Raw genomic sequence first — 25,499 nt, forward strand, 5'->3', positions numbered from 1 at the left:
ACGTATGGAGCAGCAACGGGTCGCTTACGCCGGCTGGTACGTACCCCTCGGGAACAATCGCCGTAGGAAATGGTTTCTTCCTGACGCCTTCTGGCGTGCTTTACCACTATGGTGCGTCGGTCGCAGGAGGAGTCACGTCGGCGACTGGCCAGCATGTCGACGCGGCAAACGCAGACCAAGTCACATTCTTCGACTCGACCGGTGCAGGATACGTATGGAGCAGCAACGGGTCGCTTACGCCGGCTGGTACGTACCCCTCGGGAACAATCGCCGTAGGAAATGGTTTCCTCTTGACGCCTTCTGGCGTGCTTCACCACTATGGATCCGTTGTTAGCCAACCTATCGGCAGCGCGGTCGGCGAATACGTCACGTCTGACAACTCGGACCACGCCACCTTCGTCGGGGCGCCCTGCTAGGGAACAATGCGTTGCGGGATCGTGGGGGACTCGATGTAGATTTTCAAGAGTGAGGCGAAACTTGCACGATGCAAGATCCCGCATCGGCAGGCTCTTCGAGAGACCGCCTGAACCGCCGAAGAACCACATTTCAGGCGATCAAGATTCTCTCCCGAACCCCGGACACAACAGTGTGGCCGGTCCGACGAATCGGACCGGCCACACATCTCAACGAGGCGCTGCTGGATCAGCAACTACTACAGAAGCGTTCTTAGCAAGTAGGGCCCGCCATGTAGTTGAGTCGACCACTGCTGTCTGGGAGTTCATAGATCGCTGAGGTGACACCGGTGAGAGGAACTCCATTCACCACAAGGGGTGCGTTGGTCGACCAGACTTCTCCACTGGGTGTGAGGAACATGCCGTTACCGATCGCGGTTGATCCTGTGGGCACAGCGGGATAGTTCGTCACCGTCGCACCTCCATCGGTGCTGTTGTGACCACCCGAGGCATTGACCCACGTGATGCGCGGGCCCGGGCCGGGCGCAAACACGTGATTCGCTGACGTTACCCCCGACGCGATGACGGTGTTGTTTTGGTAGAGATCGCCGTTCTGGGCGAGAAACACCCCATTGCCTATCGCCGTTGCCCCGGAAGGAACACTCGACCAGTTCCACACCGTCGGATTGCCAGGAATGTATGTGTGCCCGCCGGTGCTTGTAACGTAGTTGAGTCGACCACTGCTGTCTGGGAGTTCATAGATCGCTGAGGTGACACCGGTGAGAGGAACTCCATTCACCACAAGGGGTGCGTTGGTCGACCAGACTTCTCCACTGGGTGTGAGGAACATGCCGTTACCGATCGCGGTTGATCCTGTGGGCACAGCGGGATAGTTCGTCACCGTCGCACCTCCATCGGTGCTGTTGTGACCACCCGAGGCATTGACCCACGTGATGCGCGGGCCCGGGCCGGGCGCAAACACGTGATTCGCTGACGTTACCCCCGACGCGATGACGGTGTTGTTTTGGTAGAGATCGCCGTTCTGGGCGAGAAACACCCCATTGCCTATCGCCGTTGCCCCGGAAGGAACACTCGACCAGTTCCACACTGGATTGCCAGGAATGTATGTGTGTGCCGAAGTGGTGGCCGGAGTGACGGTTACTACTGCTGCCGCGGTGGGTCCGGTGCTGCTGGTGGCGGTGATGGTGGGGGTGCCGGCGGCGCTGGTGGCTTTGATGCCGGTGAGGGTGACGTTGCCGCTGGCGTCGGTGGTGAATACCTTCGGTGTCGTTGTTCCGTCTGACCAAGTCAGCCCGGATGGCAGGGTGACGGTGACGGTCTTTCCTGGGTCAGGTGTTGTGCCGTTCGTAGTGAGGAGGAGGGTGACATCCTTCAACGTTCCACACGTGGCTACGTCGTAGGGTCCGTTCGTGAAAGCGAGAGTGGGTGCGGGTGATGCTGCTGCGAGCGGCGCGCCAACGGCGACCGCGACAACAGGGACTGTCCAGGCGGCACCCTGCACGATAGTGCGACGTGGGATGGGGTGGGGCCATCCGGGGCTGGTGGAGATCGTCTCCCCGTCGGCGGCGCCCCGATTTTCAGGGTCTACTGGGCTTGTGGGGGGTGGGGTGGCAGACATTGAGCTTCCTTTTCAGATAGGTGTTTAGAACATTCACCGTTTTGTATGGTGCTATGTGAACCTAAACAAAGAGCCCAAGCCATGCGTGCTCATCGCCCTGTTCCTGTCGTTTGTGCGTCACTTCCATGGCGCAAAATTGCACATTTGCGAGGGTGTGGCAACAGGTCGTGGTTGGCGTGCGAGTCTGGCAAATAGTGCGGCTTTCCGCGCACGGACATGGTTCACTGTCGAGAACGGAAGGATGAGTGTCGCTGTGGCCTTGGCAATCGTCTTCACTGGCCTGTGGGACGTCGCCGCTGGAACGAGCAAGGCGATTGGCTCTCGTGTTCTACCGTGGGCTCTATCTATATGCCGCGGTGGCTGCCTGCGCGATGGTGTTGTGCGTCAGCGTGATCGAGATCAACATGGCGTTCAACGCCAATGATGAAAGAATCGTCCATCCTGGCTTCGACGTTGTGATGTTCATCATGTCGAGAATGGCTGACACCAGGCGGGCGAAGAAGAAGGGTTCTGTCGTGCCAGGCATCGATGACCCTGTCGTTCGGAAATTTACTATGCCAGTCTTGCGCCTTCTGCCTCTCTCGAAGGGGTCCGACGTTGTGGATGCGAGTGGGGGCGGGTCTACGGTGATCGGTAGTCCATACATTCGGCAAGGCACGGAGATTGTGCCGGCCGTGCCCGAATTGCGGACCTTGTCGGTCGATCCTGATGCCGTTGGTCGAGGGCTGCGTGCGCATCGGCTGCTGCAAGACGATCTCGCCAATCTCGCAATCGGCCGAGGGCTCACTCCGCTAAGTCCGGGACCGGCCGACGCAAACTTCAATCTCGCATGGATTGACCAAAATACTCTTACAGCTGTCGAAATCAAGAGCCTAACTGTCCAAAACGAGGCTCATCAGTTGATGTACGGCCTGGGGCAGATACTCGAATATGGCCACCCGATTGCGACTCAAAGGGGACGTCAGGCGAGACTCGTTCTTTTTGTCGACACAGGCCAGCGGGCGCTCATTGGGCAGAACTTGCAGGCTCGCATGGCGTCGAATTGCTGTGGCCCAGTTGTGCTACAGAATTGTTCTCACCTTCGGTCGATCGATCGAGCTAAGGTCCTGGTTTCCCATCCCGACTGGCGGCGCCCGCCGCAGCATGCTCGAGCTGCTGGGCGATACGCGGTCTGTCAGCGACCCGGGAAGGGCGATCTGCCGACATGCGAGTGGGTGCGCTATCCATGCCTACGGTCGTCCTATATCGATGTATCGCCAGCCGACTTGTCGCCACGCTGCCGGGTCTAGGCAGTTTCGTGCGTCGATCACGATGCGTGCCTGGGTGACGCCGAGAGCCTCCGTGGCCCGAAGCGAGACGAACTCTTCCGATTCCGTGGACACCACGACTACCTAGGCGCCGCCCATCGCCTCGTCGAGGGTGTTCGAATAGCGTAGGTGCGGATGCTTGGCCTGCGCATTATTCTTGGCCTGCGGGTCGTAGGTGGTGACGTGCCTGCCCAGCGCGTTCAGACGCGCCGCCACATCGAGGGCAGGTGAATCGCGCACGTCGTCGGAGTTCGGTTTGAAGGCGAGTCCCAGGATGGCGACGCGCGTGTTCGGGCCGAGGTCCTCGAGCGCCCGTACCGTCAGGTCGACGACGCGGTCTCGGCGACGGAGGTTGATCGCGTCGACCGAACGGAGGAACGAGACCAACTCCGCCTTGCCCAGTTCCTCGGCGCGAGCGGTGAACGCGCGGATGTCCTTCGGGAGGCATCCTCCGCCGAATCCCAGGCCCGCATTCATGAACCGTCGGCCGATCCTGTTGTCGAGACCGATCGCATCTGCTAACTGCGTGACGTCGGCACCGGTGACCTCGGCGATCTCTGCCATCGCGTTGATGAACGAGATCTTGGTCGCGAGGAAGGCGTTGGCCGCCGATTTGACGAGCTCCGCCGTCTCGTAGTTCGTGACGATGCGCGGAGTGCCGGCCGCAAAGGGCATCGGTGTAGAGTTCGCCGAGGAGCTCCGTCGCGCGCCGCCCTTCGTCGCCCCGGGATTCCGTAGACGAGCCGATCCGGCGACAGGGTGTCTTTGATGGCAAAGCCCTCTCTCAAGGACTCCGGGTTCCACGCGAGGGTCACGGTGCTCGATCGAGCGAGCGTTTCGGTCAGCCTTCGTGCGGCGCCGACGGGAACCGTCGACTTGCCCACGACGAGTGAGTGCGCGGCGAATGGATCGAACAAGGTGAGGGCGGCCTCGAGATAGCGCAGGTCGGACGCCGCCGATCCGGGGATCTGAGGCGTTCCCACGGCGATGAAATGCACGTCGCTGCCGGCGGCGTCGGACATCGTGCTGCTGAAGCGGAGCCGTCCGCTGGCGAGGCCGGAGGCCAGGAGCTCGGGGAGCCCCGGTTCGAAGAAGGGTGCCTCGCCCGCATTCAAGCGGCTGACCTTGTCGATGTCGTTGTCGATGCCGATCACCTCGTGACCGAGGCGGGCCATGCTCACTGCACGCACGGCGCCGAGGTATCCGCATCCGATCACCGACATTTTCACGTCGCCTCCGAGGGCAGGAATGTGCATAGTTCGAATCGAAGCGTGCAACACGATCTGTTTGATAACATGCATAATGCTTATGTTTGCGAGTCCCTGTGACCTGAGACGGAAGCGGGGGCTATGTATATGAAGGCGGTCAGACCTGTGTCGTACGCCGATACCTGGATCCATGCGCCCGATGTGGCATGGACCTCGGACGAGTCGCGCGTCGTCGTGCTCGATCTCGGCCGCGAGGATGCGGTTCCTCTGGCTCTGGAAGGCTCCGGTTCGGCCATCTGGCTGGCGCTCGACGGCGTGATGGACACGGCCGCGATCATCGATTCATTGTCTACGAAGTTCGACGTGCCGCGAAGCGAGATCGACTTCGTCGTCGTCACCTTCCTCCGAGATCTTCGACGGCGCGGCCTGATCTCCCTGCAAGGCGTGCACGGCGATGAGGCTTCCCATCGCGGAGGCCGCGGTGCGCGCCTATGACCGGCTCACCCGTCGAGCTGGGTATGAGGGAAGCCGTGACCCTGGCGCATGTGCTCACGTCGTCCGTGGCACGGCAGAATGACATCCGCTTGCTCTCGATCAAGGGGCCGACCCTCGCGGCCCACGGCCTGCGCGACGACCGCTACTACGCTGACGCCGATGTGTTCGTCGATCCGTCGAGGCTTAACGATTTCGTCGCGCTGCTCAACGCGCGCGGGTGGGTCGAGCGCTTCGAGCGACCGACGGCACGAATCCTGGCCGACCATTCTGTGACCCTTGTGCATCCACTCTGGCCGTGCGATATCGACGTGCACTGGTACTTCCCCGGGTACTTTGCAGCGCCTCAGGACGTGTTCGATATGCTGTGGAGTCGGAGAATGTCGATGCCCCTGGCCGGGGCGTCGATCGTTATGCCTGATCTCACGGCGAGCGCCAGCATCGCGGCCCTTCACTATCTGCGGCACCCACACTCCTCGCGGCATCAAGAAGAAATGGCCGAGCTCACGCGCAGGCTGATCGCGCTGGGTGACCAGCGCATTCTTGATGACCTTCTCCGCCTGGCCGAACGGGGCGGCGCTCCCGACGCACAAGCCGACTTTCTTATGTCTCTTGGACTGTCAGTGCCCGATTTATCTTTCGATCCTGTGCATCGTGCGCAGTGGTTCGCCTATGTCGAGACCCATGACGACGGCTCGACCGGTGCCTGGCTGCTCGAGCTGGGGGGCGTGGGCTGGCGGGCCAAGCTTCCGGAGCTGTGGCGCGCCCTGTTCCCCTCATCCGCCGAACTCCGAGCCGCCCACGGCGGTGTCGAGATGTCGCTCGGCGAGCGCACACGAACGAGGCTGAGTCGCATTCGAAAAGGCGTGCGAGCGGCACCGCACGCGGTCATGGTTTTGTTCTCCATCCGACGCGCGGGTATGCCTCCTGTGGCAGCGAGTCGAGACACACGAAGAGGCGGATGATGGCATCAGTGATCGTGCATGAATGGATTGAGAAGATCGGCGGATCCGAGAACGTGCTCGAAGCGATCGCCCAGACATTTCCTGAGTCAGATGTTCTCTGCCTGTGGAACAATGCCCCAGAGAGGTTTCCCGACAGAACCGTGCTCGAGACTGTGCTGGCCCGGAGTCCGCTTCGAGGTCGTAAGGCCATGAGTCTTCCGGTGATGCCGGCGGTCTGGCGGCATCAACGCAATCACGACTACGACTGGGCGATGGTCAGCAATCACGCCTTCGCGCACCACGTTCGTTTTACCTGCCAGGCGCCGGAGTTCAAGAAGCTCGTCTACGCGCACACGCCGGCGCGCTACGTCTGGACTCCCGACCTCGACGAGCGCGGGTCGGGGGTCGCTGTCAGAACGATCGCCTCGGCCCTCAAAGGTCTCGATCGTCGCCGGGCGCAGGAGGCGATGTCGATCGCCGCGAACAGCTCCTTCGTTCAGACCCGCATCCGCGACACCTGGAAGCGCGAATCCGTCGTCATCCATCCACCCGTGGAGGTGTCGGCGATCCAGCAGGTCGCGGACTGGCGGGAGCGTCTGACGGCCGAAGAGCAGGGAGTCATGGCGGAATTGCCGTCGACCTACCTGCTCGGTGCCTCGCGCCTGATCCCTTATAAACGACTCGATCTCGTCATCCGGGCAGGCGAAGCAGCTCAGCTGCCCGTCGTCATCGCCGGTTCCGGGCCAGAAGAGGAGGCGCTGCGGGCGCAGGCGGCCAGATCGACCGTGGCCGTGCATTTCGTGGCCCATCCATCGGATGCTCTGCTCCGCAGCCTGTGCCAGCAGGCGGTGGTCTACGTCTTTCCCGCGGTCGAAGACTTCGGCATCATGCCGGTCGAGGCCATGGCGGCCGGCACCCCGGTGGTGTGCGGTGCAGTAGGGGGAGTGGTCGACAGCGTGATCGACGGGGTCACCGGTGTTCACGTGCAATCGTGGACAGACGAGAATCTCGCGGTTGCCGTCAGATCGGCGTTGGCGTTAGACCCCGCGGTCATCTCGCACCACGCGAAGTCGTTCTCTCGAGAGGCCTTCCAGAGCAGTATTCAGCGCTGGAAGCTCGACTTCGTCGGTTTCTGAGCGGGTGGGGTGCGGTCTACGTCGATACGGCTGCCGTCACGCTCAGGTTCGGTGCGGGCTGGTGAAAGACGTCTCGCAGGGCGGCCTTGGCCGCGAGCCATCCAGGCATGCCGTGCACGCCGGTGGCGGGGATCGTCGACGAGGATGCCAGATAGACGCGGGCAGCGGTGTCCTCCACGGGGTTCTGGTCGCGGTCGGCCGTTGTTGGGCGGCCAGTTGCGACGCCGGGGTCGCTTTTGACCCGACGATCAGCTCGCGGAAGCCCGGCGCGAGTCGTTCGATCTGATGGATGACGTCGGCCGTGCAGTCCCGCGTCGACCCGTTGGGTACATGGATGGACGCCGACACGGTCTGCAGACGTGCGGGTGCCCTGCTCGCATCGAAAAGCGAGGGCTGGGTGAGCAGAACATACGGAGTCGGCGAATGACGGCCCCAGCTGATCTCTGCCTCCGAGTTCGCGATCTCCCGACGGCTGCCCCCTATGTGCACGGTCGGGCTCAGCGCGACGCTCTCGTTCGTCCAGGGGATCGGCGCCGCGAGAACGAAGTCGACCTTGCAGACCCCACGGCCGTCGCTGAGCGTTCTCAGGCGACGTGAATACCCATCGGGCATCATGCCCGCGGTGATCGACGCGAGAGAGGTCGCCGACGTGGCGAAGATCTTGACCCCGAAGCCGTCGAGCTCTGCGATATCGGCTATCACCACGCCCCGTTCTGCCTGCCCGCCATGGTCCACGAGATCGTCGGCCATCGCATCCGTGATCTTCTGCGACCCGCCCACGGGTATCGGCCAGCCCCGGCCGTGGGCGTAGCTGGCGAGAACCATGCCGACCGCTGCAGACGTGAGACCGGGAAGATCTGCGGCACTGTGGGCGGCGTCCCGTGAGCATGGCGGGCGCTACCTCGGCCCTGAACCGGGCGTTCCATGCCGATGTGCCCTGCTCGACCACGCGCGAGACCAGAGCTTTCGCAGCCAGCGGGTCACGGGGCATCCTCACCAGCCCGCCACCCAACGACAGGTCGGCGATACCGCCCAGGCGTGCCAGCAGCGGTTCGAAGAGCCGTGTATAGGAGGGGCCATCGGCGCCGAGTGTGTCGGCAGTGCGCTGAATGTCTCGATACGCCAGGCCCACGCGGCCGTCCCACAGCGGATGCACGTAGGAGACCTCCGGTACGACGAACTCGACGCGTTTCTCGAGTTCGAACTGCCGAAAGAATTCGGAGACGTGTGCGGCGGGGTGCACGGTGGAGCCGACGTCGTGGAAGGCTCCGTCGACGATGAGTTCGGACGTGCGGGCGCCACCGCCCAGAGTGGCGGCGGACTCGAAGACGGTCACGGGGATGCCTGCGCGAGCGATCGTGACGGCGGCCGCGAGACCGTTGGGGCCGGATCCGATCACGGCGACGGGGGAGTCGGCCTTCGAGGCACGGCTCACACGACGGCTCAGATGAGTCCGTGGCAGGTTCATCTCTGCATACACCGCCCCACGCCCCCGAATCCCTTAAAGAACAGTATGGCGCAAAAGCGTCCTACTGATCTCTTCTCTCGTCGTCCAATTCCGCAAAAAACTGTTCAGTGTTGGCGGAAATCTGCTGAGAGATCAGAGGCGCGGATCGTGAGCGCGAACGCTCGAAGATCAAGATGGCCAGTCCGATCAGGGTTCCCAGGACAGCGCCGATCGAGTTCGCCAGAATGTCGACCGGAGACGACACCCGATCGGCCAGCAAGGCTCCTTGGATGAGTTCAACCTCCGCGCTTGCGAGGAGAAGGATCGGTATCGCGGTCCAGAACCAGCGCAGACCCGCGATGAGCGAGAGAAACGTTCCCAGAGGGACGAACACGATCACGTTGCTGACCCTCTCGATTGCACGGAAATCAAGCCATGCGATCTTCGGGTGTTCGCTCGTCCAGTCGGTGAACGCATCCAAGGCGAACCTGACGAAATGGTCGATCGAAATGGGGCTGAACACGATCATGGATACCCACGTGCCGTACAGGCAGAGCAAGAGAATCGATGGTGCACGATAGGCGCTTGCGCTCATCGAATGAGATCCCGAACAGCTTCAACTCGCCCGTTGGGGGAGTGACGCGCGTAGTCGCCGTTGCGTAGTAGGCCGACTATTGCCGCCAAGCGAGGAACGAAACTCCGGGGCAGACGGGCGCGCCGCTCCTCGAATGCAAGGCGTGCGAGCGTTCTCAGAACGAGCTGCTCGTCTGCGTTGGACGTGGCCGCACGATGTGCCAAGAGAGTCGTGAATCGTCGAACGTTCCGGTTCGCGGTCGATTCCCCTGATTTTAAGAGTCGCCGAAGTCTCGCACTTCGCCGACTCGAGCCGGCGCCCAGCACGTTCTTGTCGTGTTGTCGATAACTCACGACAGGTTGCGGAAGGATACGAAGGCTTGCGCTCGCGGCAGCGTTGACGACGAGCCAATAGTCGTGGGGCCACGCATCGCCAATGGGGAGATGCGATCGTAAGAACGTGGCTCGAGCAAGCAGTGACATGCCTGGGATGACACTCCGTCGGATCGCGGAAAGGTAAGCGTCGCGACCATTCAGCTCCGCTATCTCAGCGGCGGATACTCCCATGGATTCGAAAAGTGTGCGTCCCAACGGCTGACCGTCCGGTCCGATGAGGATCGCGTCCGACGCCACCAGATCGGCTTTCCCATCGCGAGTCAAGAGATCTACCGCTGATTTGATGCGGTCGGGATCCCAGACGTCGTCTTGGTCGGAGAGCGCGACGTAGTCGCCCGTCGCGGCGGCCAATGACCGCTCGAAGTTCCGAGTGAAGCCGAGAGGATCTTGATGTGCCTCGAGAACGACTACCCGGAGCATCCGGTGGTCGGCGATTGTGTGCGCGGCGATGACGCGCTGAGCGATCTCGACGGTGGAATCCGTTGAGCCGTCATCTGCCCAGACAAGCTCGTCGGGAGGGAGTGTCTGCGCGAAAATCGAGTCGAGCTGCGCCTCGATATAGTCCGCCCCGTTATACGTGCACAGGGCGACGGACACCGTCATTTCGGCTCTCCCTCACCAAATGACACATACGTTGTCCTTCGTCGAGATGCCATCGCGTCGGTGCGGGCTTCGAGGAAGCGTCGAACCATCACAAGGTCTGGGACGATTTGCGCGAGCAGAATCCCGATGACGGCACCAGCCGTTACCGCCACTCCTCCGTATGCAGGCGCGAAGGTGACAGAGATGGCCACGCTCACCGTTGCCATCACGAAAACACAAGCGGCCTGCCACCGGAGCTCACTGGGAACCGTCAACAGAACACCCGCTGGCAGGTGAACGCATTGAACAATCAGCAGCGCGGCAAAGAGTGCGATCTGCGCTGGTTCGATCTCGAGCCGGCCGCCGCTGATGATCTCTCCCAGCCAGGGCCCGAGTGTAATGAGCACAACACCACCGATAAGCCCCAATCCGCCGAAGACGCCGACCATCTGTTTCCAGAGGCGGAGGTTCTCCGCGGCCTCCTTTCGCTGTTTTGCGAAGACCGTCCAGAGCGCTCCGCCGGCCGTCGTAACGACAGACCAGGCCAACGCGTAGAGCTGTGCTGATAGTGCGAAGCGCGAAAGACCGTCAGCCGTGCTCGTATGGGAGAGAACCACGCGTCCCGTTTCGAGGCCGATAGGGAGGCCGATCATGACGATGAACATCCAGCCAGAGCCTGAAAGCAACCGCAGGTTCCGAAAGCGCTGCGCTGCGCCGCTCGCTCTCCGTCGCCACGGTCGATAATTCGAGAGCTTGAGGAATCGGATCGCCACGATCGCGACGACCGCATTGCAACACAGGGTGCCGAAGAATCCCGAAATGGCGTAGGAGATCGGCGCCGCGTCGAGAGCAACGAGTGCCCAAGTGAACAGAAGAGTGAAGGCCGTGCCGGACAGGTTCAGCAGTACCGCGATGTGGTTCTTGCCGAAGCCCGTCAAGATCCTCGACCCGAGGCCGAAGGGGAGACAGATGAAAAACAGCGACAGGGCGATCGAAATCACGACACGTTCTTCTTCGCTGAATGACCGGGACAGGATCAGATCCCACCAGCCGAGCAGTGCCGCAGACCAGCTGAGAATCAGCCCCGCAGTTGTGACGGCGCATAACGACAAGAATGCGGTGCGAATGGTCGCCGTGACAGTTTCCTGGTGTTTCGCGTCAGTGCTTCCGATCGCAACAGCGGTCGTGACGCCGGCCCCGATTCCGAGATCGGCGAACGGCAGCAGAGTACCGAGGGTCGCGATCGTGCTCACCGTGCCGTAGAGCACCGATCCTGTATGGGCGATGACGAGCCCTGTATTCAGGAGTCCCAGAAAGGCTGTGACGGGGATGCCGACGATACGCGCCAGGCTTCCGGCGAAGACGGTGCGGAGCGTTCCCCCGAGCCGCGCAGGAACCCTGGCATCGGGTGCTTCCGTTATAGACGCCATCTGATCGTGTGATGTCACTCGAAGTAGTCGGCGACGTACCAGTCAGCGACCGACGACATCACATGCGCTACCTCGGTATGTTCTGGGCTAGCCGTGTATGCCTCGAACGACTCTCGGCTATCGAACAGGCCTGTTTGGAAGAGAACCTGGCCCTTGCGGGTGTCGAGGGATCCCTCGACACCCCACTCGAGCACACCCGGGTAGGAGCTGAAGGACCGAAGTCGCTGAACGACCTCGGCGCGCGTGTCGTCATCGACAACCGGGTAGAACCGGAAGATGACGACGTGGCGAAAATTGGCTGTCATTCCCTGATCTCTTTCTTGTGAGTGCGGAACCAGTCGACGGTCGCCCGAATGCCGTCGGTCAACTCGATGCTCGAGGTCCAACCGGCATTCGTCAGCTTGGTGACATCCAGAAGCTTCTGGCTCATTCCGTCGGGCTTGGTCGTGTCCCAGGTGGTCTGCCCTGTGTATCCGGCGGCGGCGGCCACTGCCTCGGCAACGTGTTTGATTGTCACATCGCTGCCGGTGCCGACATTGACCTGCCCGGCGCCGTCGTAGTGCTCAAGGAGGTGCAAGCAGGCGGCGGCCATGTCGTCGACGTGAAGGAATTCACGGCGAGGCGCACCCGTTCCCCAGTTGGAAACCTCGGTCGCCCCCATTTCGACTGCCTCGTCGTACCGGCGAATCAGTGCCGGAAGGACATGGGAACCGGTGCGACTGAAGTTGTCTCCAGGACCGTAGAGGTTGCTTGGCATTGCGGATATCCAGGGCAATCCATACTGTTTTCGCACGGACTGGATCTGCAGGATGCCTGCAATCTTCGCGATCGCGTAAGCGTCGTTTGTTGGTTCCAGGAGCCCGGTGAGGAGATAGTCCTCCTTGATGGGTTGCTCGGACTGGGCAGGGTAGATGCAGGAGGATCCGAGGAAGAGAACTCGTTCGACGGCCACGTCGAGTGCGGCGTCCAAGACATTCACCTGCAGCTGGAGGTTTTCGGACAGAAAGTCGACCGGATATGTGCTGTTCGCCATGATGCCGCCGACTTTGGCCGCGGCGAGGACGACGTAGCGCGGCCTGGTCTCGCGGAAGAAGTCGAAGACGGCCGGGCGATCCGTGAGATCGAGCTCGGCGTGCGTGCGTCCGATGAGGTTCGTAAATCCTTCTTTTTCGAGGGTGCGCCAGATAGCCGAACCAACGAGGCCCCGATGCCCGGCGATGAACAGGGGCTCATCCCGAACCAACGGGCCTGGCGTGAAGGTGACACTCTCCGACATTGATCGTCCTCGTCTATTGCAGTCGGCCGCTACTGCTAAGCCCCGAATATGAACACATTGTATTATAGGTTGCATTGTCTACCACGGGGCACCGGCAGGGGAGCATGATGGAACGATCACGCGGCTTCGATCTCATTCGCATCAGCGCGGCAGCCGCAGTCGTGTGGGGTCACGCGTACATGTTCGTCGGTTTGGTAGGCCTGTCATGGTCCTCGGTGACCATGCTTATCCTCTCGGCACAGTGGTGGTCTTCGTGTTCTTCGTCACGAACGCCAACTACTTCGCCGATCCCGGTACGTGGTCATTTCGGATTCGCAACCTCCTGAGTTTTCCTATCAGCAGGTGCTTCCTGGCGTGTTTGAAGGGAACGTGGTGCCGGAGGTAAACGAAACCCTGTGGACTCTTGGCCTCGAGGTTGCCTGCTACGGCCTTATTGCCGTCGCTGGGTTGATGGGAGTTCTCACCAAGGCTCGATGGCTTCTTCTTGTGGGCACCGCGCTGGCATCGATTCTGGGATGGGACGCGGCGATCGGTTCCATCCTTCCCTTCTCCGCGATGATCAGATTCACTCTGCTGGCCCTCTTCCTGGTCGGCGCCGCCATGAAGGTGTACGGGGTGACACCGCGGCTGTGGCTCGCCATAGCGCTCAGTGCAGTCGCGATTGTGGGGATGTTTGTGCACCTTCCCGCGTCGATCCTGTTAGTCCCAGCTTGCCGGAATCCGGCTCCGTCGGCGCGTGAAGACCACGGTCCCTGACCAGTCGGGCCGGCGCTTGCCGGATCTGGTGGGCCGGGACTTCACCGCCGAGACGGTGAACAGCCGCTATGTCGGCGATATCACCTACCTGCCCATCGCCGACGACAGCACCCTCTACCTCCCGACCGTGATCGATCTGTGCTCACGCAAGCTGGCCGGCAGGGCGATGGCCGATCACATGTGCGCACTGAGCTCGTCGAAGACGCGCTGAAGGCCGCGTGGCGTGAGCGCGACACCCTCGCCGGGGCGGTGTTCCACTCCGATCACGGCTCGGTCTATACCTTGAAGGCGCCCACGCGTTCCCCGACGCTCCCACCGCTTACCGGGCCGTGTTCCACTGGGCGAACCGCTACAACACCCGCCGACGCCACTCCGCGATAGGACACATCAGCCCGAACACCTACGAAACCGCCGCATCCGCTAGCTTCGCAGAAGCGGTATAACCCAACCGACACCGTGTCCAAGATCAGGGGTCAAGGCTCTGTCGGCGGAAGTGGCATAGGTGATCTCGGTTACTTGTAGAGAGGCGGTTTTTCGCCCCTGAGCCTGCCGATGGTGGAGACGCGCCAGTCGTTCGCTTCGAAGTAGCGCAACTGGGCGAGCAGATGCACCACTCGCAGAGGCGGAGGTGTTTCGCGGCTGCGCTTCATGCTGTGAATGTGACCTCTGATTCGGCGCAGGTCTTGCCGAGTCATCACGTGTCGATATTTCTGCAGAAAGAGCTCTGCCGCTTTGGCGGCCCGGAGGCTCTTCGATGACAGGTGGTCGGAGCCGTTCGCGTCCTGAATCACGAGTTCGTCAGCGACGATGCGATAGTCGACACCCGTGGCAAGTACACGCCTGAAAAAGTCCCAGTCCTCCATGGCCCACAACTCTTCGTCGTAGCCCCCGGACTCGAGAAAGGAGGCTCTCGCTACGACGGTATTGCTGCCTGTCACTCCGCGGCCCCAATATTGCCTGAACGTTCGAAAGTCGACGTCGACCTCGATGTGGCCGCCGGGGTAGCGCACACCACCCAGCTCTTTCTGCATCCAGGTGACCACAACGCCGACCCCTTTTTCGAACTGAGAGCGCACCTCGGCGAGGTAGTGGGGATGCCATTGGTCATCGTCATCGAGAAAGGCGATGAAGGCACCATCTGACGCTGACGCTCCAGCATTCCTCGACATGCCAGGTCCGATGCGAGGCCCTCCGCTGGTGTCGAGGTAACGAACCATCGAAGCTTCCGGATGCGACTCAACAAGCTCACGAGTGGACTCGAGCCCCAGATCGTCAGCGATGATGACCTCTCGTGGTTTGAGGGTCTGGCTCAGCGCCGATTCGATGGCTCGTGCGAGAAGGTGATCGCGGTCGTGAGCGGGGATCACGACCGAAATATCCTGAGTGGAATAGGCCGCCGCTTTCGAGCCTGCAGTAGAAGACCTCACTTTGTTCGCCCGAATCGTCGTAGTCGTATGATCGCGGCCTCGCCAACTTCGAGACCGTAGGTAGTCAGTTCGTCTAGCCATGGGCGACCGAGGATTCTCACCCCTGACTTGCGTCTGGCGTCTCTCGCCCAAGTCCAGTGTGTGTGACGGCTATGCCCGGACGAGACTCCGCCGGTGTCATACGTGCTCAATATGTGAGGGACGACAACCGGCTTCACCCTTTGCGCGGCTCGCATCATGACAACCTGGTCGCCCATGATCGGTACGTTTTCAGGAAAGGGCCCAACGTCCGCAAAGAGAACCGCGCCGATGAAAGAAGATTGATGAGGGATCGCGTGCTTTCCCAATACATGGAGTGTGAAATTGTACGGAAAAGCGCCATGTATTCCGTCGAATTCACCATCCACGGAAAACCAACGAGAGAAGCCGTAGCCCCACTCGTGGGCCGGATTGGTGAGGTTGTCCATGGCATTCTGAACAGAAAATGGGTCTCCGAAGAGGTCACCCGAGTTCATGAACCACAAGACATCGCCGCTAGAACGATCGACGCCTTTATTCATTGCGGGGTACACCCCGTCGTCTGGCTCGCTAAGCCAGTTCACGTTTTCTGAAGAAAGTCCAGCCAGGAAATCGGAGACGTCGGTACCCGAACCGCCATCGACTATCACATTTTCGATTTCGCCGGCATATATCTGACTTTCGATGCTGGCGCGTGTCTTCTTGAGCCCCCCGAGGTCTTTGTAGGTCACGGTAATGACGCTTACCTTCGGCATCCGCCGCTCGATCGAATCCATCTGTACAACTTCCTGACTGAATTACTTGGTATGCGTCGGAGCTTCGGCCATCGACCGAACTACGCCGAGCGAGACACTCTCAAATAATACATAGTGATTCATATACGGCAGGACATACGATTTGGTGTTCTTGGCGCAAGGGTGAAATTCGCGTCGGTGGGCAGGCAGGTGAATGCCCAACGCCGGACAGCTATCGTTTGGGCTGCCGTAGTGGCGGACGCTATCGCAGTGCCATTTCACGGCATCGGTTACAACAGCACTCTTGGAGCTGCGCTCGCGATTCCGATAATTCGTTGCATATATCGACGGCTGCTCGGCGCACAGCGGCTTTCGAAGTTTCTCATCGGCGCGGCCCTTGCCGCCCTTGTCTTGCTGCCCGTAACCATCCTGATCAGTTTGACTGTGGACGCCGCTCAAGTCTTCGACTTCAATACGGCTAAGTTCGAATTTCTCACGCTTGCGACCCTCGGCCTCATCACCGAAGGCGTCTACTGGGCTGCCTCTCCTGGCATCTGGTCGAGAAGCTGACCATGAGCTGGGGAAGCGCTCCACTCGTCGGTCGGCATGCCAGCGTCGCACTGACCCCGCTTTAGGGATCTAGGGACAGTTCTTGAGCACGCTTCTCACCCAGCACAAAGAGCAGGACCCCGGCCACGACGGCGATGTTCGTTGCCAACGGAATGACCGGCTCGAACAGGCAATCCCACAGCAGTTTCGATGTGGCGTACAGCAGAAGTCCGGCCATGTATTTGTCGCGCTTGTCGATAGCGAACATGAAACCTCGGAAGCCGATGAACATCAGGGTCAACACGAGCAGGGCCCCCGGGATGCCGTAGATCCACCAAGTCTCGCCGAGATTTGAATGAAGGAATATACGATTGGCGGCGATGGCTTCCCGCATGTATCGGGCATCGTAGTCACCGCCACTGGGATTTACTCCGATGGCGATCAAGCCTTCGATGGCTGAATTCAGATCGTGACCTGAAGGCCAGACCCCGGGCCCAAGACCAAAAGGCGTTCTTTGAAAGAGTGCCACGGTTGCACCGGGTTCTATGCGACCCCCGAAAACTCCCGCACTTCCGACCTGCGCCGCCTGGTGCTCTTGGACCGATTCGCCGAAGTAGCCGGCCAGCGCGAGTTGCGGAATAGTGACAAATGCGAACAAGGCGGCGACGCCGATGGCAATGACGGACCTCACGCTGAATCTGACGGTGACCCTCTGTTGTGTCATAACCGGAACGCCGCGGGTTATCAGAATCACGACAATCGAGAGGGCCAATGCTGCCAACGCGCTCCGCAGGTTGCTCTGCGCAGTAATGGCCGCCAGTACGGCGATCGCGACCATTTGCAGAACGATCGGCGCTCTTGCAAGCAAGCCGAGAACGACGAACGGCACGACGGGACCGATTCGAAACTTCCAGATGGTCTCCACGAGAGTGTTGCCCTCTTCGGGCGCCACATCAGGCCAGAGCACGTAGCGCGCCACAACGCCCAGCCCCATCAGAACCAGAACGTATTCAGGTCGAATCTTCGTGCAACTCCAGAACATCCCGCCGACTACGAGGGCGAGTGAGACGACGCGAACGACATCCGTTAAAAGCGACTCGAACCTGAACGATCGTTCGGGGTCGATGGTCAACGAAACGAGAATGGTTACTGGGATCGATATCAGTACGGCTCCGTAGAGTCGCATAAGCCAGAGAGGCAGCCTCGATGCCGATGTTCGCACCAGACGATAGATCGCCGGGATGAGAGGCACGACGAGAAGTGCGCTGAAGTGCAGCGTGTTCTGACTTCCGTCGATACGAAGCCCCGCTAGTAGGCAGACGAGCATGGCCCAGGCCACCGACAGACTGCTGCCCCTGGTCTTTGAGCTCGCTTGAGGCAGCGTTCGGCCCTGTACTTGTGACACTCGCTCCGCCTCTATTACCATTACGCACAATTAGCGCCAGTTAGTATTGTTAAATACACACTAACGATTTACTGGTAGAAAAAGGTAGGGAGTCAGCGTCCGGATATGGGTGGAGAACAGTCGATTCACTCGGGTCTGTCATCGACTTCAGCAGATGCGATTCAGTAGTCGGTCAGACTGGCGAGCCATGACAGTCGGCCGGATTACGGGCAATCGAGCGGCGAAGTTAGACGGATAGGCGTTCGCCAATCCGTAACGTAACAGGAGACCCCAATTGTCCATTTCCCGCAGGTCTTTCATTGCCGGCGCGACAGGCGCAGCCGTCATCCCCGCCATCTTCGCGCCGCAAACGGCCTTCGGAGTGAGACTCCCAGCTGCACTCAGCACTCAGCTCCTCGCAAAACTTGTCTCTGGCGGCGCCTTTGCAGGCACGGCATTCGTGCCCTCGACAGATCGCCCCGACACAATCGTGCGAACGTCTAGAAATGGAACCCTGACTACCGCAGTTGCAACGGACAGCTTCTACCCACTGCAAAGAGACGTCGTCAACTTCGCCGTCAATCCGTCTTTTTCTGGCGCGGTCGTGGGCGTTCTCGGCGCGGGTGGCATGTTGCCGACAGCCTGGAAAATCGGCGACAGCGACCAATACAGGGTAGAAGTTCGGAGCATCCTCCCCAACGCGGTTGTGCTCGGAGTGACCTCACCCGCCTCAGGCATCTTCTTCTTCGACAAAGAGAACTCGAGCTCCAATAGGCATACGTAGGTTTCGCTGTTGCCCTCCATCGACGGCATGATCCGTCGAGGGGCCCCGACGACATCCCGAGGCGGGGTCGTCATATCGTCGCGCGTCGTCGTGAACTCCGCAGAATCCGGCTTCTCTTCGGCAATCATGGGAGCGGGCATCTATAGCCCTGCACCTAATCCGTCGTGGCTCCGGGCCGCGACTCCCTGGTCTGTATACGTCGGCCCATCCGCTCCGACCCTGACGTCTGGGTCCACGGCGAGCGACGTCGGCAAGATCGACCGTCCACGGATTTGGACGACGTTAGAGCCTGGCCGACTTGTGCGACCGACGATGGGGTTCAAGTTCCAGAAGCCGTCGTCGACCGTGGAGGTGAACGTGGGCAGCCTCCAGATCGAAGATGCCCCCTCGAACAGCGACCGCACCGATTTCACCAACGGTCCGCGCGTCTCGCAGGATCTGCTCATCTCCATACCGAGCACAAGCACAGGTCCATTCAGCGTGCTTCTCTGCGGAAACGGGTTCGCGGAATGGCGGAACGGGCTCAATTCAGCTGACGGCTGGCTACGACTTTCACCTTCCATCGGGAACCAGCGGGTGAAGGGCGTCTATGTTTTCACAGCTGGTCTCACCGCGGCCGAACAGACCGAGATCCTCGATGCGCTCGACTCGGCGGCATCATCCTTCCGAGACCCCAAGTTCGGCATTATTGGCGGGAGCGTCCATGTGCTCGAAGGTCTCACCGCAGGCACCAATCGTCCATCGTCTTCAGAAGAGGGCCTTCCCGGCCTCAAATTCCGAAACATCGTCGTTCAGAAGAACTCGTCTTCTATTCCATTTCAGGAAGCGTGGAACCGAACGAGCTTCAACGATTTCAACTGATCCATCAGCCCGACGGCACGAGCAAAAATAGTCGCTCGGAGATCATGGGGGCGTCGTTCTTCGACCAGACGGAACACGTCACGTTCACCAACGGACGATCGGCGCCGATGTACGTCTCATACTGGCTGAGGCTAGAGACAGCCGCCCAAGCCGACTGGGAGATCTACGGCCAATGGCACGGCAGCCAGCTCCAACTTGTCGCAGACGGAAGTGCCGACGGCACGATCACGGGCCTCGAACCTATCGTCTCGTTCGGCAGCGGGGCGCGGGCTGAATACAAGAACAAGTTCGTCGTGACCTGGCGATCCGTAAAAACGAACCTGGACGCTGCGGCGGGTGGCCAATCATTCGCTACGGATCCGAAACTCATGACTCCCTTGCCGGCACCGGGAACAGAATGGGGAATCAGAACGAGGTCCGTGATCGATGCGGTTCCTTTCCCCGCGAACGTCTGGACCCACATCGCCTCTCGAGTCGTTTTCGCCAAAGATGGAACGGGCGAGTTTCAGGTGTGGCGTGATGGACGCGCCCTCCTAGGAACCTCGCCCTCCAATGACAATCCCTCGAACACTCCCGTCGGCTACAACGAGAACATCGGCCCAGCCTTCAACCACGGAATCTATGCTTCTCCGACGACCTTCACCGACGCAGGAGTCGCCACTCAGGCAGCCACGTACACAAGGAACATCCACTACAGCGGCATTCAGTGGGGACGAGAACTCGTCAACTTCGCGGACTCCACGTCCACTCAACGTCTGATTGTCCCGAACTCGTCCACTGCCCCGTCGACCATTCACCTGCAGTCGCCCCGAGTGTAGACGGCCTCAGACTGGTTTCGATGCCAGGTGTTCGTACGTAGCGGTGAGACCTGCAGCGATGTCGAACTGCGGCTGCCAGCCCAACGCCTCGAGCTTCGAGGCGTCGAGCAGCACGCGATCAACGGGACGATCGGCAGTCGTGTTCTCGCCCGAGAGATCGAAACGCACCGTTGTCGCGCCGAGACCGGCGACGATCGACGCGATATCGCCGATCGTCGCATTGGATGCGTCGTGAGCGATGTTGTAGGCATGGCCCGTTTCGCCGTTGAGCAGCGTCACCAGGAGACCTGTCGCGCTGTCGGCCACGTAGCAATAGGAACGCTCGCGTGTGCCGTCGCTCTTCATGACGATCGTCTCTCCAGCGAGTGCATTCGTCATGAACTGCGGAACCACGCGGTTGTCCCATGACCCGATTGTGGGTCCGAAAATGTAGCCCGGGCGAGAGATGACGACATCGACCGCGTACTGGTCTGCATAGGCGGCGCAGAGAGTCTCTGTGGCTCGCTTCGATGAGGGGTAACTCGATCTGGTGGCGAGGATGTCCACGTATCCAAGATCCGACTCTCTAAGGGCGGGGGACTCAGGGGCAACGTGCCCATAGATCTCCGAACTCGAAACATAGAGCACCCGGGCGACGCCTTCCGTTCTGGCGTAGTCGAGGATCGCCTTCATGCCGTTGAAGTTCGCATCCATCGTGCCGACCGGGTCGCCGTTGATGGTGGCCGGCGTTGCGTTGCCGCCGCAATGAACGATGAAGTCGGCTCTAGTACCCGACGGCAGCCCGATCGAGGATTCAAGCAATCGAAGGTCGGCCCGCGTGCCGTATCGCGCGAATCGAGTGTTCAATCGGTCGAGCGAACGACCTACAGCGATGACATCGACGTGGGTACTGCCGGTCACGTTCTTCCGGAGCAGCAACTCGACGAGGTACGACCCGATTAGGCCTGTCGCTCCCGTGATGGCAACGACCTTGCCGTCCAGGCGAGTCCAGTCGACGCCTCCGTTGATCGTGTCGAGTTCGGTTTCCATGTCGATGAGGGGCGCCACTTTCTGGGTCATCCGAAGATCTGTTGATTCTGGGTTGCCTCGTGGAGTGCCCGGAAGACGAAGAAATCACCCGGTGTCGTGATTTTGATGTTCTCGTGGGGGCCGTCCACCAGGCGCACCGGATGGCCGCCGAGTTGCATGATGGAGCACGAATCGATGCAGTCATCGAAACCACGCTCCAATGCGCTGATATGGCCTTGATAGATGTCGTTCAAGAGAAAGCTCTGAGGGGCTCGAGCTATCCGGGTCTGCGCTCTGTCCGTGATTTCAGCAACGTATTCGTCGCCATCGGCAATGAGGATCGTCTCCTTGACGACGCTGCACGTGACCCCGGACCCGAGCTCGCGGACGCTCGCAATGTTCCGGGAGATGAGATCAGCGTTGATGAGGGGTCGGACCGCATCGTGAATCAGCACGACAGGGTTCGTTCGTTCGAGATCCGCGGTGATCGCCTTGAGTCCATTGTAGATCGACAGCTGACCGGTCGCCCCGCCGGGAACCAGCCAACGAACCTTGGTCATGCCGTACTCGTCGAGGAGTTCCCGGAGGTGGTCTATCCAGTCCTCGACACAGGCGATCGCGATGGCGTCGATCTCGGGGTGATGCTGGAAGTGTTCAAGGGTGTGGATGATGACAGGCTTGCCGTTCAGTTCGAGGAACTGCTTGGGAAGAGCCGATTGGTTCATCCGCCGGCCGACGCCACCGGCGAAGATCAGGGCGACGTTCACTGCATCGCCCCCTCGATACGAGTCGTGGAGACGGCTGCTCGGGGATTCTTGCCCAGCCGTCGGGAGAACCGGGCCGAACTTCTTGCCATGAGCTCGTCCAGCATTCCGTGTGCCGCGTCGCGAGTGTGAACGAGGCCGGACCGCTCAGCCGTTGTGCGTCGACGTTCCGCCCAATGACTGCTTCCAGCCACCACCTCGTCGGCGAACTCGGCGATGTCCTCGTCGGTCAGCAGCTCCGGGCCGGGCAGCCAGTCGAAGATGTCCTTCGGGTAGACACCGCGGCCCGCCACATAGGCATCCTTGTCGGGAAAGAAGAAACCGATGGGCTTGTCGACGAGCAGGTAGTCGGACCAGACGCTGGACGTATCCGTGATGAGTCCCGACGAGGCACCGAGCACTGAGTACAGACTGACGCCTGCGGTCAGCAGAACGTCGTCGTCTATCAGCACGGCACCGTCGACGTTCCGGGCTACCGAGTCGAACGGGTGCGGCTTCACGACGACGGCGAGACCTCGACGTCGGAAGTGGTCGACGACGCGAGCGAACTGGCTTGCCATGCTGAGGTCTTCGGAGGTGTCCTTCGAGTCATTCATTGACCGCATGGTCCCTTGCGAGAGGGCTGTGCGGTACGACGGCATCCAGACCACAAAGCGCCCCGCAGCGATTCCGAGTTCCTCGAGTCGCTCCGCGGATGCCGGCCGGAACAGGTCGTCGTTGCGGGGATAGCCCACAAGAAGCACGTCGTCGTTGCTGAGCCCGCTGATCTCTGCGGTTCGATACCCCCACATGGCTGTCGCGCCGAGGATGTAGTCGCTGGGCTTCGACGACAGGCGTCGTTCCCCGAAAAGGGCGTCGCTCCACTTCATGCCGCCGCCATGCCACAGGTTCACTGTTGGTTTTCGGATGTCTGCGGCCGGTTCGCCGTATAGGCCGTGCGTGAAGAAAACGGCTTCGGCGGTGACATAGAGCCACAACGCTCGTAGGGTTCCTTTTTTCACGCGGAGTATCTGGTCGGTTGGCGGGAAACCGACCTTCGACAGGTAGTTCTGGGATGGTGATTGGGCCCATGCGATGCGGCCGTCGTATCTCTCCAGAATGGCTCGCGCTGTCTCTACCGCGTTGCCTTCGCCGCTCGGATACCCGACGAGGAACACATGATTCGCGGCAGGCAGTAGCGATCGCGCCACTGTCAGAACGCGCGGCAGCGCACCTCGGACCAAGACTCTCTTCACCGTGTCTACACGTCTCATTCGCTCCGCTGCTTTCAATACACTAAGTAATATAGTAAGCATAGAGGTATGGGAGTTGAGGACATGTTGCGCGTGCATGCTTCCTCGGCGAAAGGGAACGGGCCGGGCGCATCCGAACGACAGCTGCGCAGCCTCCATGTCTCGGACCAGACAGACAGTGGCGGTGCCGAGGCGGTCTTCCGCGACACTGTGGATGCGGCCGGCAAGCTCGGTCATGTGGTGCGGACCGTGGTCTCAGACGGGAATCGGACCGCGTTGTCGTACCTGATGTCCGCACGGTGGTACTCGTCCATCCGGCGCACGTTGAAGGAGTTCGATCCGGACATCGTGCATGTGCAGAACTACTACCGGTTTCTCTCGCCGAGCATCCTGCTCGCACTCGCACTTCACCGTCGAACCCACCCCACGATGCGAGTTGTTTTCACCGCACATGACTACCATCTGGTCTGCCCGAATAGCGGGTTCCAACACTTTCCCCGCGGTGTGCGCACGACATTGAATATCGACAACCCTCGGGTCCCCGTCTGGGCCTCCTATGATCAACGCTCCCGGGCCCGAGCTTTCTTGAAATCACTACAACACCTGATGGCATACCGAATACTGCGACTGGACCGCACCTTCGACCTCATCATTGCCCCCAGCGAATTCTTGAAGAACATCTTCGAGAAGTGCGGCGTCGAGGCTCCGATTGCACTGGTCCGAAATCCCGTGGAGTTTCCGGCAATTCGAAACGTGGCAAGCTCGAAGTCGGGTGACCTCGTCTACATGGGTCGCGTAGCGCCCGAAAAAGGGCTGCGCGAATTCATCCTCGCCTTGGAGGGGGAGGGCAAGCGCGTGAGTATCGATGTGTACGGTGCCGGAGTCGACTGGAAGGCACTGGACATCCTCGCTACGGGCCTGAACCATGTGTCGTTGGTCATGCGTGGGCCGGTAGCCCGGGCAGACGTTCCGGGCGTGCTCTCGAAGTACCGAGCTCTGATCTACCCGTCGATCTGGCCGGAGAACGCTCCGATCGTTGTCGTTGAAGCGATAGTCAACGGATTGCCCGTCGTCGTCCCCACGGATTCGGGCGCACTCGAGATGGGCAATCTCGGGGAGTTCGTGTCGAGTTTCACCATCGGCTCGCGCCACGAGATCAGCGAGGCTGTGCGGCGGGCACTCGACGTGTCTGCCAGAAATCACCTGGTGAACCCTCAAGATTTCGCACGGGACAGCTACGTCTCCGCGCTACGAGACATCTACAAGCACCTTCTCCATGGCCCCAGCAAGGCCACCCGTCGATCCCGGAAAGGGTCACCCTCATGATCGGCTTCTTCGACCCAAAGTCAGGACGAGGTGGCGGGCAGGTCGTCCTGGAGCGGCTCCTCGAACTATCCCTGGAGAACAGCACCACAGCCCTGGTGATGCCGCAGCCAGGGCAGGACTCCATCGCCATTCCGAGCGGCGTGCAGACGTACACCGTAGCCGGTCACCTGCTGAGGAGCGTCGTTCCTGGCGAAAAGGTCGTTCTCGTATCGAATGCCACCCCGTGCCTGCCGGCCGTCATCAGAACAGGCGCGGCGCTCCGCCGCCAGGGGGTGTCGGCAACAACTGTGGCGATTCTTCACAACTACCCGGTCGGTCTACCGAAACTCGTCGCTACGCGACAACTGCTCAGGCAGGTCGACTTCACTATCGCTGTCGAACCGGGGCTGCAGACGCTCCGCCCCGACACAGTCATTCCGACCTGGCTGTCCGTGCCGCATTCCAGACGCTTCGCTGCGAGAGCACCGGAACCCATCACGGCGACCGGGGTCGTCAAATCCTACGCTCGACCCGACGCCACGAAGGGGATGCATCTGCTCCCGGCGATCTACCGGGCTCTTTCGTCTCTCGGCTACACATGCGAGGTCGCGCTGGGGCAGCCGCTCGATGGGCAGGAGAGATATCAAGCGAAGCTTGAGCGTGCGCTTGCTCCCTGGCTCGTCGATGGACGACGAAACGCCGACTGGGTTGACCCCGGTGATGTGTTCGTGATTCCGTCGGTCGCCGGGGAAGCGGCGTGTCTCACTGCCCAGGAGGCGTTGTCGAACGGCGCTTTCGTTGTCGCGTCGCGGATAGGTCTGATGAGCTACCTGTCGCCTACCAATCAGGGAATCCGAACGTTCGCCGTCGGTGACACCCGCGGCGCCGTCGACGCAATAGTCGATGCCATGGCGCTTTCTCCCGCAGAGTTCGACGAGGAATGTCGAGCGGGTGCCGCGGGAGTCAGCGCCCGCGAGTCACGGTGGTACGACGAGGTCGTCGCTTCTCTCGTCGCCCGGCTTTAGGGGAGCCTGCCG

The 25,499-nt window shown here is 60.9% G+C and carries 24 protein-coding genes and 3 pseudogenes; 11 read left to right on the forward strand and 16 right to left on the reverse strand.

Annotation, left to right across the window (positions count from 1 at the left end):
• Positions 1-666 precede the first annotated feature (666 nt).
• The 3 genes and pseudogenes from QCD70_RS17075 to QCD70_RS17085 all read right to left on the reverse strand — a co-directional run bounded on the left by QCD70_RS17075 (position 667) and on the right by QCD70_RS17085 (position 4,567).
• Entirely contained in the window at positions 667-1,788 is a 1,122-nt protein-coding gene (locus QCD70_RS17075; RefSeq protein WP_301218531.1) for a hypothetical protein, read from the reverse strand.
• 583 nt (positions 1,789-2,371) lie between these two features.
• Entirely contained in the window at positions 2,372-2,557 is a 186-nt protein-coding gene (locus tag QCD70_RS17080) for a hypothetical protein (protein ID WP_301218533.1), read from the reverse strand.
• Positions 2,558-3,260: 703 nt separating this feature from the next.
• Positions 3,261-4,567 (reverse strand): annotated as a pseudogene (locus tag QCD70_RS17085) (UDP-glucose dehydrogenase family protein).
• A 144-nt stretch (positions 4,568-4,711) separates the two neighbouring features.
• Between QCD70_RS17085 and QCD70_RS17090 the strand changes: the two are divergent.
• The 3 genes from QCD70_RS17090 to QCD70_RS17100 are packed head-to-tail and all read left to right on the forward strand — an operon-like array spanning position 4,712 to position 7,118.
• Positions 4,712-5,041 (forward strand): PqqD family protein, encoded by a 330-nt coding sequence (locus tag QCD70_RS17090; RefSeq protein ID WP_301218536.1) that lies wholly within the window; start codon positions 4,712-4,714, stop codon positions 5,039-5,041.
• Positions 5,038-6,003, forward strand: coding sequence for a nucleotidyltransferase family protein (locus tag QCD70_RS17095; protein ID WP_301218538.1), 966 nt, complete (start codon positions 5,038-5,040; stop codon positions 6,001-6,003). Before QCD70_RS17090 ends, QCD70_RS17095 begins: the two co-directional genes overlap by 4 nt.
• Positions 6,000-7,118, forward strand: coding sequence for a glycosyltransferase (locus tag QCD70_RS17100; protein WP_301218540.1), 1,119 nt, complete (start codon positions 6,000-6,002; stop codon positions 7,116-7,118). The genes QCD70_RS17095 and QCD70_RS17100 overlap by 4 nt, the downstream gene beginning before the upstream one ends.
• 42 nt (positions 7,119-7,160) lie before the next feature.
• Here the strand turns inward: QCD70_RS17100 and QCD70_RS19260 are convergent, their stop codons facing one another.
• From QCD70_RS19260 to QCD70_RS17130, 7 genes and pseudogenes are all read right to left on the reverse strand, one after another.
• Positions 7,161-7,943 (reverse strand): phytoene desaturase family protein, encoded by a 783-nt coding sequence (locus tag QCD70_RS19260; RefSeq protein ID WP_367316744.1) that lies wholly within the window; start codon positions 7,941-7,943, stop codon positions 7,161-7,163.
• Between the two features lie 271 nt (positions 7,944-8,214).
• A pseudogene (locus QCD70_RS19265) lies at positions 8,215-8,586 on the reverse strand (phytoene desaturase family protein); the annotation flags it as partial.
• Between the two features lie 61 nt (positions 8,587-8,647).
• Positions 8,648-9,160, reverse strand: coding sequence for a VanZ family protein (locus tag QCD70_RS17110; protein WP_301218542.1), 513 nt, complete (start codon positions 9,158-9,160; stop codon positions 8,648-8,650).
• Positions 9,157-10,137, reverse strand: coding sequence for a glycosyltransferase family 2 protein (locus QCD70_RS17115; RefSeq protein ID WP_301218544.1), 981 nt, complete (start codon positions 10,135-10,137; stop codon positions 9,157-9,159). Before QCD70_RS17115 ends, QCD70_RS17110 begins: the two co-directional genes overlap by 4 nt.
• Positions 10,134-11,564, reverse strand: a complete 1,431-nt coding sequence (locus QCD70_RS17120; RefSeq protein ID WP_301218546.1) for a lipopolysaccharide biosynthesis protein — start codon at positions 11,562-11,564, stop codon at positions 10,134-10,136. The genes QCD70_RS17115 and QCD70_RS17120 overlap by 4 nt, the downstream gene beginning before the upstream one ends.
• Complete coding sequence (locus QCD70_RS17125) at positions 11,561-11,851, reverse strand: Dabb family protein (protein ID WP_301218547.1); 291 nt, start codon at positions 11,849-11,851, stop codon at positions 11,561-11,563. The genes QCD70_RS17120 and QCD70_RS17125 overlap by 4 nt, the downstream gene beginning before the upstream one ends.
• Complete coding sequence (locus QCD70_RS17130) at positions 11,848-12,822, reverse strand: GDP-L-fucose synthase family protein (protein WP_301218549.1); 975 nt, start codon at positions 12,820-12,822, stop codon at positions 11,848-11,850. Before QCD70_RS17130 ends, QCD70_RS17125 begins: the two co-directional genes overlap by 4 nt.
• A 297-nt stretch (positions 12,823-13,119) precedes the next feature.
• On the opposite strand from QCD70_RS17130, the gene QCD70_RS17135 reads away from it, so the two are divergent.
• Both QCD70_RS17135 and QCD70_RS17140 read left to right on the forward strand, forming a co-directional pair.
• Positions 13,120-13,578: a hypothetical protein gene (locus QCD70_RS17135; RefSeq protein ID WP_301218550.1), complete on the forward strand. Its 459-nt coding sequence runs from the start codon at positions 13,120-13,122 to the stop codon at positions 13,576-13,578.
• A pseudogene (locus tag QCD70_RS17140) lies at positions 13,532-14,021 on the forward strand (DDE-type integrase/transposase/recombinase); the annotation flags it as partial. The gene QCD70_RS17135 and the pseudogene QCD70_RS17140, both read left to right, overlap by 47 nt.
• Positions 14,022-14,090: 69 nt before the next feature.
• Here QCD70_RS17140 and QCD70_RS17145 read toward each other — a convergent pair.
• Entirely contained in the window at positions 14,091-15,005 is a 915-nt protein-coding gene (locus QCD70_RS17145; RefSeq protein WP_301218552.1) for a glycosyltransferase family 2 protein, read from the reverse strand.
• Entirely contained in the window at positions 15,002-15,799 is a 798-nt protein-coding gene (locus tag QCD70_RS17150; protein ID WP_301218553.1) for a glycosyltransferase, read from the reverse strand. The genes QCD70_RS17145 and QCD70_RS17150 overlap by 4 nt, the downstream gene beginning before the upstream one ends.
• A gap of 210 nt (positions 15,800-16,009) precedes the next feature.
• On the opposite strand from QCD70_RS17150, the gene QCD70_RS17155 reads away from it, so the two are divergent.
• Complete coding sequence (locus QCD70_RS17155) at positions 16,010-16,327, forward strand: hypothetical protein (protein WP_301218554.1); 318 nt, start codon at positions 16,010-16,012, stop codon at positions 16,325-16,327.
• Positions 16,328-16,388: 61 nt separating this feature from the next.
• On the opposite strand, the gene QCD70_RS17160 is transcribed toward QCD70_RS17155, so the two are convergent.
• On the reverse strand, positions 16,389-17,438 hold the full coding sequence (locus QCD70_RS17160; protein ID WP_301218555.1) for a hypothetical protein: 1,050 nt from the start codon (positions 17,436-17,438) through the stop codon (positions 16,389-16,391).
• A 547-nt stretch (positions 17,439-17,985) separates the two neighbouring features.
• Here QCD70_RS17160 and QCD70_RS17165 point away from each other — a divergent pair.
• The 3 genes from QCD70_RS17165 (at position 17,986) to QCD70_RS17175 (ending at position 20,153) form a co-directional block, all read left to right on the forward strand.
• A complete protein-coding gene (locus QCD70_RS17165; protein WP_301218557.1) occupies positions 17,986-18,474 on the forward strand; it encodes a hypothetical protein in 489 nt (162 codons plus the stop codon).
• 357 nt (positions 18,475-18,831) lie between these two features.
• Positions 18,832-19,335 (forward strand): hypothetical protein, encoded by a 504-nt coding sequence (locus tag QCD70_RS17170; protein ID WP_301218559.1) that lies wholly within the window; start codon positions 18,832-18,834, stop codon positions 19,333-19,335.
• On the forward strand, positions 19,302-20,153 hold the full coding sequence (locus tag QCD70_RS17175) for a heparin lyase I family protein (protein WP_301218561.1): 852 nt from the start codon (positions 19,302-19,304) through the stop codon (positions 20,151-20,153). Before QCD70_RS17170 ends, QCD70_RS17175 begins: the two co-directional genes overlap by 34 nt.
• Before the next feature lie 6 nt (positions 20,154-20,159).
• Here QCD70_RS17175 and QCD70_RS17180 read toward each other — a convergent pair whose 3' ends face one another.
• The 3 genes from QCD70_RS17180 to QCD70_RS17190 are packed head-to-tail and all read right to left on the reverse strand — an operon-like array spanning position 20,160 to position 23,316.
• Complete coding sequence (locus QCD70_RS17180; RefSeq protein WP_301218563.1) at positions 20,160-21,212, reverse strand: NAD-dependent epimerase/dehydratase family protein; 1,053 nt, start codon at positions 21,210-21,212, stop codon at positions 20,160-20,162.
• Positions 21,209-21,928 (reverse strand): IspD/TarI family cytidylyltransferase, encoded by a 720-nt coding sequence (locus QCD70_RS17185; RefSeq protein ID WP_301218564.1) that lies wholly within the window; start codon positions 21,926-21,928, stop codon positions 21,209-21,211. The genes QCD70_RS17180 and QCD70_RS17185 overlap by 4 nt, the downstream gene beginning before the upstream one ends.
• On the reverse strand, positions 21,925-23,316 hold the full coding sequence (locus QCD70_RS17190; RefSeq protein ID WP_367316742.1) for a CDP-glycerol glycerophosphotransferase family protein: 1,392 nt from the start codon (positions 23,314-23,316) through the stop codon (positions 21,925-21,927). Before QCD70_RS17190 ends, QCD70_RS17185 begins: the two co-directional genes overlap by 4 nt.
• On the opposite strand from QCD70_RS17190, the gene QCD70_RS17195 reads away from it, so the two are divergent.
• A complete protein-coding gene (locus QCD70_RS17195; protein ID WP_301218566.1) occupies positions 23,227-24,483 on the forward strand; it encodes a glycosyltransferase in 1,257 nt (418 codons plus the stop codon). The two genes, QCD70_RS17190 and QCD70_RS17195, sit on opposite strands and share 90 nt — an antisense overlap.
• Positions 24,480-25,487 carry a hypothetical protein gene (locus QCD70_RS17200; protein ID WP_301218568.1) on the forward strand — a complete coding sequence of 336 codons (1,008 nt, stop codon included), beginning with the start codon at positions 24,480-24,482 and terminating at the stop codon, positions 25,485-25,487. Before QCD70_RS17195 ends, QCD70_RS17200 begins: the two co-directional genes overlap by 4 nt.
• Positions 25,488-25,499: the final 12 nt, after the last annotated feature.

The sequence above is a fragment of the Agreia sp. PsM10 genome, from assembly GCF_030433855.1.
GTDB lineage: Bacteria > Actinomycetota > Actinomycetes > Actinomycetales > Microbacteriaceae > Agreia.